This is a genomic window from Candidatus Clostridium eludens, assembly GCF_045310515.1.
GTDB classification, from domain to species: Bacteria; Bacillota; Clostridia; order Clostridiales; family Clostridiaceae; genus Clostridium_B; species Clostridium_B eludens.
Genome location: NZ_JBJHZX010000040.1, coordinates 24,970 through 35,276 on the forward strand (window position 1 = coordinate 24,970; position 10,307 = coordinate 35,276).

At 32.6% G+C, this 10,307-nt stretch carries 9 protein-coding genes; 2 read left to right on the forward strand and 7 right to left on the reverse strand.

Translation table 11 applies throughout. The features are described 5' to 3' along the window. Positions 1 to 28: 28 nt before the first annotated feature. From ACJDU8_RS20335 to ACJDU8_RS20345, 3 genes are all read right to left on the reverse strand, one after another. Positions 29 to 766 carry a hypothetical protein gene (locus ACJDU8_RS20335; protein WP_406794001.1) on the reverse strand — a complete coding sequence of 246 codons (738 nt, stop codon included), beginning with the start codon at positions 764 to 766 and terminating at the stop codon, positions 29 to 31. Positions 767 to 1,018: 252 nt separating this feature from the next. Then, complete coding sequence (locus ACJDU8_RS20340) at positions 1,019 to 1,978, reverse strand: spirocyclase AveC family protein (protein ID WP_406794002.1); 960 nt, start codon at positions 1,976 to 1,978, stop codon at positions 1,019 to 1,021. A gap of 244 nt (positions 1,979 to 2,222) precedes the next feature. Then, entirely contained in the window at positions 2,223 to 2,795 is a 573-nt protein-coding gene (locus tag ACJDU8_RS20345) for a hypothetical protein (RefSeq protein ID WP_406794003.1), read from the reverse strand. A 176-nt stretch (positions 2,796 to 2,971) separates the two neighbouring features. Here ACJDU8_RS20345 and ACJDU8_RS20350 point away from each other — a divergent pair, with 176 nt between their 5' ends. After that, the gene (locus tag ACJDU8_RS20350) at positions 2,972 to 3,124 is read left to right on the forward strand and encodes a transposase (RefSeq protein WP_406794004.1); all 153 of its coding nucleotides are present in this window, start codon (positions 2,972 to 2,974) and stop codon (positions 3,122 to 3,124) included. 345 nt (positions 3,125 to 3,469) lie between these two features. Here ACJDU8_RS20350 and ACJDU8_RS20355 read toward each other — a convergent pair whose 3' ends face one another. The 3 genes from ACJDU8_RS20355 to ACJDU8_RS20365 form a co-directional block, all read right to left on the reverse strand. Next, entirely contained in the window at positions 3,470 to 4,285 is an 816-nt protein-coding gene (locus ACJDU8_RS20355; protein WP_406794005.1) for a hypothetical protein, read from the reverse strand. A gap of 159 nt (positions 4,286 to 4,444) precedes the next feature. Continuing rightward, complete coding sequence (locus ACJDU8_RS20360; RefSeq protein ID WP_406794006.1) at positions 4,445 to 7,507, reverse strand: efflux RND transporter permease subunit; 3,063 nt, start codon at positions 7,505 to 7,507, stop codon at positions 4,445 to 4,447. Further along, positions 7,504 to 8,763 (reverse strand): efflux RND transporter periplasmic adaptor subunit, encoded by a 1,260-nt coding sequence (locus tag ACJDU8_RS20365; RefSeq protein ID WP_406794007.1) that lies wholly within the window; start codon positions 8,761 to 8,763, stop codon positions 7,504 to 7,506. The genes ACJDU8_RS20360 and ACJDU8_RS20365 overlap by 4 nt, the downstream gene beginning before the upstream one ends. A 343-nt stretch (positions 8,764 to 9,106) precedes the next feature. On the opposite strand from ACJDU8_RS20365, the gene ACJDU8_RS20370 reads away from it, so the two are divergent. After that, the gene (locus ACJDU8_RS20370) at positions 9,107 to 9,706 is read left to right on the forward strand and encodes a TetR/AcrR family transcriptional regulator (protein ID WP_406794009.1); all 600 of its coding nucleotides are present in this window, start codon (positions 9,107 to 9,109) and stop codon (positions 9,704 to 9,706) included. Positions 9,707 to 10,001: 295 nt separating this feature from the next. On the opposite strand, the gene ACJDU8_RS20375 is transcribed toward ACJDU8_RS20370, so the two are convergent. Continuing rightward, positions 10,002 to 10,307, reverse strand: a 306-nt coding sequence (locus tag ACJDU8_RS20375; protein ID WP_406794010.1) for a sigma factor-like helix-turn-helix DNA-binding protein, incomplete at its 5' end; no start/stop codon positions are given.

Sequence of the window (10,307 nt, forward strand, 5' to 3'; positions counted from 1 at the left end):
TATCGATTGTCTTAATATCCTCCGTTGACTACTTAATGGTCTCAATACCACTAAGTTCCTCCTGTTCTTGACGTTTTATTGCCTTCAGCAGCATGACTGTCGTCACAGTCATCCACGCAAGGTATGTAGCAAATGGAATCCAAAATGAGAGCAGACCATCCCAAGCTATAGGACCAGTCTCAAACAGTGGACTGAACGCTCCTGGCAAAAAGCTAAAAACTGAAGCAATCGAGTACCAGCCAAACCAACGGGGGAAAATGGGTTTTGAATGCTTATCGCTTAGGACAGCAATTCCAATGGAAATCCCTTGGATTAAAACGATATTAACAGGGCTTATATTAGTTATCCATGCCAAGTCATCCAAAATCCACAATATCTCTGGCGAAGCAGTTGAAGCTCTAAAAGCGATGACTTGCCAAAGCACCCAAGGAATTAAAAATACCCAGACAAAGCATGCACCAAGCCCCAAATTGACATATGTCAAAGGTGAATTTTTACCTTCAATTCTCTTTAATTGAACAGAAATTTCGGCGGTCCATGGCAAATAGAGGGCTCCTCCGAAACCAAAAAGAATTAGGCCAATCACAATTGCGGTTGTATTGGTTTGAAAAAGTTTCGCGACTTCTGACGGTCCCCATAATGGTGAGTGAGGTGCCCACCAATGAGTAAATGGTATTTCACCTACTACCCATAATACATTAGCTAATACACCAGCCCACGCACATAAACGTTGGGTCTTGGCATTAGTACCCATTAGATTTTCCATAACTATTTCCTCCTGTTTTCAAAATTGAGATTGTACCAATAAACTTTTAAACTTTTAGACTATGCAATTCGTAGTGCACTTATCTTCTTGCAGAAAATGACAGTGAGTGTACAGTATTTCACTAAGACTAATTTTTTGAGCATATTGGAAGAGTTAGTCGAAGGACGGGTTATGGTTTATGCTTTCAATCTCTCAATTAGCTTTTACGTACTCTTCTTCACTACATTTTATGAGAATCCAATTAATCAAACATTAATTTGCTGGTAACAGATATATGGGTAATGAAATAGTCGTTTTAGCAAATAGCCCAAAGAATAACATGCCACTAAAATAGACTACGATTGGTAATGATGCAAATCCTATACCAGCAAGAACTCGTATTGGAAATTGAATTTGCTTTGGTAATGATCTGACTCCACGTTCTACAAATGATTCTTTATTTCTTTTTGATGAATAAATAAAGCATAGATATATACTTGAATATATTGCTACTAGAAAACTAGCATATAGTGGAAATTGGTATTGCTTGCCAACCCATACTGACAGTATGGGAATAATGTGAGGATATGCATATGCTTGTGTTGTCCGTATAATAAATGACTCCACAACTAAATCAAAAACAAACGCTATAAAAAATGAGATCACAAACGCATATATTGCACCGATTTTAGACTTAGTGGTTTCAATAAATTTATACTGTATTAAACCAAGTAACAACCCAAAATACATATACATAGAAGGTCCCCATAATAACCCTTCTGCATAACGTGTTGGACCAGTATGTCCTGGAAAAAAGGCAGCCCAAGTACCTAGATTAATCGAATATATATTCCATGCCATAACATAGTTGAAATAATTTATTGTCGTATCAAATACATATCCAAATAGTGTTCCAACCAATATATAACCTTCAATTGGTACTTTGTGTTTTTTTATCAATGCCCTAAAAAGATAAACCCAAAGCATACTTAATGCAATACACATGCTTGTGGCTTCCATAATACGAATTCTTAATACTTGATTTGTACTCATAGAATTATTTAATATTGGTACTGCTAGTGACTGTATAGGATCAAAAATCCATCTACTATAGACATAGCATGAAAAAATAGCTATTATCAATCCAAAACTTGACCAAAACCATATTGGTGCTATTCTTTCTTCAAATGTTTCGACTCCATTTTTTTTATTTAAAATCAGCTTTGTAATCATCCATATCCACTCCTTTAAAACTGAGGGCCTATCCGTAAATAATATTTCATACCTAGAAAAAGAAGTGTTACAAAAAATAATTATTGAAAATAACTGATGAATTCTACGATAACATGAAAAATTTTTTTAATTTTATAAGAAGCAAAATTATTTACGTATAAGCTCTAAATATTTATATGCCCTAGTTGAAATCTACAGTTTTTGTTTCATATGTGTTTTAGTATTAAACTTATAAAAAAATGCTTTACTTAAAATCGAATGGATTTTTCTTGAGAAATAAATTGATTTCTATAGCAAAAGCGAAAAAACCTAATACAAGTGTTAAAACTCCAGCTAGCTGAGTAACAATCGTTGGATATTCCCCATTTACAGCAATCCATGACGGTAATGCTATAAACGCATACTGTGCCGCCATCGCGCAAGCAGGCATGAACATCACTAAAAATGCTTTCCAGCCTTTTAAAATATCTTTATAATAATATGCAATACAAGCTGCTAGGAAAGCCCCTCCAACATTACAAGGGATCCACCACCATCCCATATCCCTTCCTAGAATTGTGAATAAAATATAGTCTGGAGTAGGATAGTACACACATCCCACAACATCCACAAAAACCTCAGTTATAACGATAAAAATAGAACCAATAGATAAAGCAAGAGGCATAAATGTTTTTGTTTTTTTATATTCCCTTATTGAATATACTAAAGCTATTGTTATCATTATAATAAAACCAATACCAGTAAGGTTTGCTGCTGATGCATTATATGGAATATTTGTTGGCATCATTGGTAATCTGAAGAAGCTATCTATCTTCATAATATTCTCTCCTTTTTCAATTCAAAGTTTACTGTAATAATTCATATTTCTTTCATATGATTCTTTAGCACATCTTCTGCATTAAACATATCATGGAAAGTAATTTTTAAAAAACGCATATACCACCCCCTGGTATGATAACCTTATAAGGTTAATTGATAGCACACTAGCTGTAGATGTTCTTTCCAATTATTAATATAAAAGATAGCAATATTTTAGGTGATAAAGCATATGGTACAAAGGAAATTAGAGAATATATTACTTCAAAAGGAGCTTCTTATACTATTCCACCAAAATCCACTACTCAAAATCCTTGGGATTGTGACTAGTGGGTATACAAAGAACGCCGTTTAGTTAAATGTTTCTTTAATAAAATCAAGCATTTCCACAGAGCTGCAACTCGTTATGACAAGTTCGCATCTTCTTTTCTTGCTTTTGTTTATCTTCCTTCTATTTTTAGTTTGTCAAAATAATATAATGTGTAGCTTGTTTTCAGACACGCCTAGTCATTTTTTGTTTGGTAACATTTATTATATATACTTTTTTTCTAAACTTCGCTTTATAAGGAAACATACCGTTATTGTACTTACAGTACTATTTTTCATTAAAATTTTTTAATGAAAAATATATAAGGGTAAGACCTTGACCCTAAGATTCTATTCTGTTAATTATATCTATATATTCATTTTTTCAGTTGACCTCAAGAGTCTCCATTTGGAGTCAGTGCAAACTGCACTTGCCAATCCTGTGATGCCTAAGATAGCGAGGCATAAGGAAAGGATAGTTAAAAGATATTGACCAACCACAGGGACTGTAGAGGTACCGCTCCAGTTCAGAGAAATATATACTGGCCATAAAATCATAGGCCATGCTGCTGTGAAAGCAAATGGTACTAAAAGCGGAATCAGGCTCATCCGCCACCCTTTTTTCAGAATAGGCACAAAATAGTACATCAGAGCACCAAGTAATACATAACCGAATCCATTAACCCAAGCAGCCCATAAAGGAAAGCCCATAATCATAAGAGGTTGTTTATCATATACATAAGCTCCCATGATTGTTGCCGGAATCTCGAGGGCAGCTTCAAGTATCATCATTATAATAAATAGCTTGAAAAGCGATTTTATTGTGATTCCCTTTTCCATTTTGGTATAGCAGTAATACCCCGACAATCCAACAAAGAAAGCATAACATATAGGTGCCCAAGAAGGGATAGGATTCCCAGCGTTCCAATATGCAACTCCAGTGACATCTACAGTATTCAGCGGCCAATATAGGTGAGCAACCAAGTCCATAGAACCTTCATTAAACGAAGCAATGAACCCTCCAATCCAGGCTAATAAAGGAAGGTAATCCTTCTTTTTAATAACTCTATGTAAACACCAGAAAATAGCTATGATTGAAGCAACGCATGCCCATACAGCAAATAATTTTAAATAAAGTGGATCTGTTGTATATTTTTGAAAATAATCATAAACATTGTATTTCATTGTGATCACCAATAACCTTTCCCTTAAGAATATGCTTTGCTATTTAAATATCATACATATGTGTTTTTTAATGCCAAACGAACAATTTTAATAATATTGTAACCCCGCCTGTTGTCAAAACAAATTGAGGGTTATCTGGATTAAAAGCATAGTCTACTTTTAGCTTAAATTTCTATACTTTATCTTAAGCCTGGCAATAATTGTATAAAGTGATGGAACCACAACTAAAGTTAATATTGTAGAATACATTAAGCCAAAAATTATTGTTATTCCCATAGGCTTAAAAAGTGCTTCTCCAGTTACAGACATTGGGATAAGTCCTGCAATAGCTGTCATAGCAGTTAATGCAACAGGTCTAAGTCTAGCTTCTCCGGCATTAATAACCGCCTGTTTAAGTTCAACACCTCTTTTACGTTCATTTTCAATAAATTCTATAAGTACTATACCATTTCTTGCAACAATACCTATCAGGGCAATACATCCTAGAATAGCCATAAAACCCAACTGCTTTCCTGTAATAAATAATCCAATTATACTGCCTCCGAAAGCTAAGAAAAAGGTACTGGTAATTATTACCGGGGCGCTGAAGGAATAAAATTGTAATATTATAATTATTATAATTAAAAATGCAGATATTATTAAAAGCTTTATTAAATCCACAAATATATCTACAGACTCAATGGTTTCTCCACCTGCTTCCCAGCTGAAACCTTCTGGTAAATTAATAGTACTAACTGCTTTTTTGACATCTTTCATAACAGCTGCTGCTGTTTTACCATCCACATCAGCAGATACTTCAACATATCGAGTTAAGTTACGACGTGGTATTGTATTAATTGAAAAATAAGGAGTAATTTTAGCAAGTTGTCTTAGAGGTATTTGCTGTCCCTGAGCATTTGGAACATTTAAACGACCAAAACTTATCATAGGATCTTCCTTCGGTTTATCTGCATATAACACTATGTCTGATACATCACTTTTATCATCAAATTTATCTATGGTCATACCATCATTTATGAGACGGACAGTACTTGTGATATCTGAATAGTTAACCTGCATTTTATCCATTAATGCCTTATTTATTTCTATTTTATAACTATAATTATTAATGCCAATATTGTCTTTTACATTAGAAATTCCATCGATATTTTTAATTTTACTTTGTGCCTCTTGAGATAAATTGCGTAAAGTATCTATATCCTGTCCATAAATTCTTATTACTACTGGTTTGCCTATTGGAAATCCCATTTGCAATTCTCTAGGTATTACCTCTGCTTGTGGATATAGTTTCTTCAAATCTCTCTTCCATTTGTCAATAATATCAGAGGTTTTCATTTTTGTTTTATCAATTTTTACAAAAACTTGTCCTGATTGTTCGCTATCACTAATAGTTTCATCTGATAAAAACATAGAAGGAGCTGGACCACCTGCATAAGCTGATACCAATTTTACATTTGGCTGTGTTCTTACCCATCTTGATATATCTTCCACAAGAGCATTAGTATCCTTTATGCTGCTTCCAGGTTGATTATTTATATTTATGAGCATTTCAGCTCTATCTGCTTTCGGGAAAAGTTGTATTGGTACAAATACTATTAAGCTATAGGCACACAGTGTAATTAACAACGATACTGTAACTGCCTTTAATGGTTTATCCAATATTTTAGGCATAAATTTATTAGCATACCAGGCTATAATTCTATTAATTTGTTTTCCTAGAAGTCCTGCAGGTTTGATAAAATCTTCCCTTTTCACAGCTCTTTTACTGTGCCATATACGAAAAATAGGTATAATGGTAAGAGCTATAAACATTGAGGTTATCATAGCAATACAAACAATAACTGGCAGTGGTCGGGCAAATTGTCCTACATTGCCATGGAGAAAAGCTATAGGAAGAAATGAAGCAATGGTTGCTAGTGTGGCAGTTAAGATAGATGTAAAAACTTCTTTAGGACCATTTATAGCGGCTTTTTCCACAGGTTCTCCTAAATCAGTAATATGTCTGTCTATATTATCATTTACAACTACAGCGTCATCTACTAGGATTCCAAGCACTACAATTAATGCATATACAGTAATTTGATTAAAAGTAACACTAAAGATTGGAGCTAACATTAAGCTTACTGACATGGATATAGGTATTGCTAGTGCAATCATAAGTGAGGTATTAAAACTTAACCCTAAAGAACATACAATTAAAACTGAAGCAATAGCTGAAATTGCTTCATGAGTCAAACTGGAGAACAATTCATTTAATCTTTCATTTGTAGAATATACATTTTCAAATTTGATTCCTTCAGGCATAGATTTTTTAAAAGTTGCTATCTTTTCAGTAACTTTTTTTTGTGCTGAAGGCACATCTGTCCCAGATTCAGCATTAATAGATATATTTATAGCTGGTTTACCATTATGATATACATAATGATCAACTTTTTGAGTAGACATATAAGCTTTTCCTATATCCTCCAAATGAATAGGGATTCCTTCTTTTGTAGTTGAAACAATTACATTATTTAATTCATCAGGATCATACGATTCATCTAATACTAGCTGATATCTATGATTTTCATTATCTAAATTACCTAACGGTGTTTTATCTCTATCCCCTTGGATTGCAGCTGTTACCTGTTTCCACGTTATACCATAATTATATAATTTTTGAGTATCAAGCTCTACCTTTACTTGTTTTTCAGGCATTCCTATTATTGTAACATCAGCTACTCCTGAAATTGTTTTAAGTTGATCCTCCCAACTGTTAATATTTGATCTTATGTTGTATAAATCATCTAAAGAGTTTGCTGTAATATTTAAAGTTTGTATAAATGTTTTCGATAGATCGTCATTTACCTGTGGTTTTTTTGCATCTTCTGGTAGATCTGCTTCTACATCTTGCACCTTTTTTCTAAGTTCATCCCACTTCTCTTTAGGTTTTTGGTTTTTAGTAACTTCTACTGTAATAATAGATACACTATCTTTCGATTCCGAAGTAATTGATTTTAAACCTTGTATTTCTTTTATTTTTTCTTCTATTTTTTTTGTTACAGTTTGTTCCACTTTTTCTGGAGTTCCTCCAGGCAATACAGTTGTTACCATTGCAGTATAACTAGTAACATCTGGTGATTCCTGCCTTGGTAAAGTAATGAAACCATAAATACCTCCAATAACAGCTACTACAAAAAATAGTATAGTTATTTTCCTTTTCTTTAATATAAATTCAATCACTCATTGTCACTCCCTACTACATTTACCTTATCACCATTAGATAACTTGTATGCGCCATCGGTAATTAGACTTTGACCTTTTTTTACACCCGATTTAATTTCTAATTTATTATTTTTTAAATCTCCAATTTCAACATTGGTTTTTACTGCTTTATTATTTTTTAAAAGAAAAACATAAGGAGATGAACTTCCATTACTTATTACTGCTTCTTTTGGAACAAAAATAGTAAATGAGCCATTAACGCTATGTTCACAGTTGACTACTTGTCCAGGACGCCAGTTATGTGATGTATTATCTAAAGTAACTTCTACATTTATAGTTCCAGTATTTTCATTAGTTGCTGAAAATATATTTGTTACACTTCCATCTACTGATTTATCATATAAGATTGCAACTACTTTATCTCCTATTTTCCATGATGGTATTTCATTATCTGGTACAGGTAAATCAACTTTAAGTTTATCTATATTCGCTATTGTACATGCTGGAGTTCCTGACGATACTAATTGTCCTTGTGAAATATTTTTTGATATTACAACACCTTTCATTGGAGATTTAAGTGAAGTTTTTGAAAGTGCTAGTTGAGCTTGCTCTTCAGCAGAAACAGCTTGTTTATATGCCGCATTTGCTTGCTGTTTTTCTTCCTCAGTTGCACCAGCAGCAACAAGTGAATACGCCTCCTGTGCAGTATTCATATCTTTTTGGGTTAAAATCATATTATTTTGAGATTTTTCATAATCACTTTGTGATATATATTCTGATTTATATAGTGTTTCATTTCTTTTAAAGTCAGTCACAGCTTGATTATAAGTTGTTTCTGCTTGTTCTAGCTTCAAACTGGCTTCTGCCAATTGTTGTTCTCTTGCACCTTTAGCAGTTTCATTATATGCTGCCTGAGCTTTTTGTGTATTAGCCTGTGCCTGTTGAACCTGTAATTCATAATTACTGTCATCTATAGATGCTAAAATGTCATCTACATTTATATTACTACCTTCTTTTATGTTTAAAGAATTTATTATACCTGAAACTTCAAAAGAAACAGTTACTTCCTGAAAAGGCTGGAGAGTTCCTGATAACTCAGATAAATTACTTGTATCTCCACCTTTAATTTCCTGCACCTTTACTTCTTTTATACTAGATAAGCTATTTTTTGAACTATTTATTGATTTTATGTATACAGATAGTATCGGAACTATAATAATTACTAATATAATTGGCCCTAACCTCTTAATCGCCCCTAACTTTTCATGAATCATTAATATCACCCCTTTCATCTATAATCCGTTCTTCTCCATAACTATGTTGGGTATGTTATTTTATAGTGCAAGTTAAAAACCTCCATTATGTTAATAAAAATATTAAAGGAAATAATACATACTCCTATATTTTGTATACCTCCATAACTAAATGTACAGTATATATAATTCACCTTAACTATCCCCTTTACAAACAACCTTCTTATTTTCAGAATGTAACATGTGTTGCTTATTACTCATAGATGTATTATAATTGGCTCATGCTCAATAAACAATGGCCAAAAATCAAGGAGATGTTGTTTAATACTCATATTAAAATGAAATGTTACTTTAGGAGGATATTATGAAAAAAAACACAGGAACAAAAGATAGACGAATTGGAAAAACTCAGAAAAGCATATGTGATGCCTTAGTTACTCTGCTTGCAGAAAAAGATGTTTCTCAGATCACTATAAAAGAACTAGCAGAAAAGGCAAATATAAACCGCAAAACTTTTTATATGCATTATACAAGTATAAATGATATCTTTGATAAGATAGGAAATGAAATTAAGGAAAAGCTTTTGTTTATTTTAGAAAAATATGATTTTTTACAAGTGCAATTTGATGGATATGCTTTTTTAACTAGTTTAAACAATGTGATTACCGAAGATTATGATTTCTATAAAAAGTTAATTCGCGCAAATTCTTATAATTTTCTTTTCATTAAAGTAAAGAAAATATTAAAAGATACAATTATAGAAAAATTTGATAAAGAACTTAAGATTAATAAAGAGCTGTTAAGTTTATATGCTGAATTCATTGCTTCTGGACTTATGTGCATGTATATTGAATGGTTTAGTATAAATTCGGAACTTTCTTTAGAAGACTTAGCAAAAGCAGCCGGTGACATTGCATTTAACGGAATCAACTTTATACTTGAAAAACAAACGTCCAAACCTTAGCATTAATAATTTGAGTTTTTGTCCCTTATTGTTCTTTGAAGATTGAATAATGTGGTGTATTATGTAATTAACGTTAGTTGAATTTCCAATGGTACTTCTGCTAGTCTTACTTGTTTCCTTGGTTGTATTTCCATACTGATTTCTCAGATACCATAGGATCTCAGCTGTTCTAATAACCTATTTATCATCAACCTCGCCAAGCTCTCAGACCCCGTAAGAGCTATATAAATCTCACCATATAAACTCTTTTATCCAATTATCTTTTCCTTATTTCAATAATATTTGGCCAAGGTTTTTACCCACTGCCATATAAATATTTATCAGCAAAATTCATGGTTTCTATGGACCAATGAATACTATGACTTGATTCCTCTCTCTTTTGGATATACAGTTCTTTTGCCTTCCTTGCTCCCCATGGTGATTTTCTCATTTTCTCAAGTGCTGTACGTTCAATATTATTAATCGTAACTTTAGTAACATTATGTATCTCCCCAAGCTGCTGACAGGTCATACATTTACAATTATCCCAGCCATACCTTAATTTCAATATTTCCCTTTCTCTCAAAGTATTATATTTATTCATGGTTTCTTCAAGTTCCTT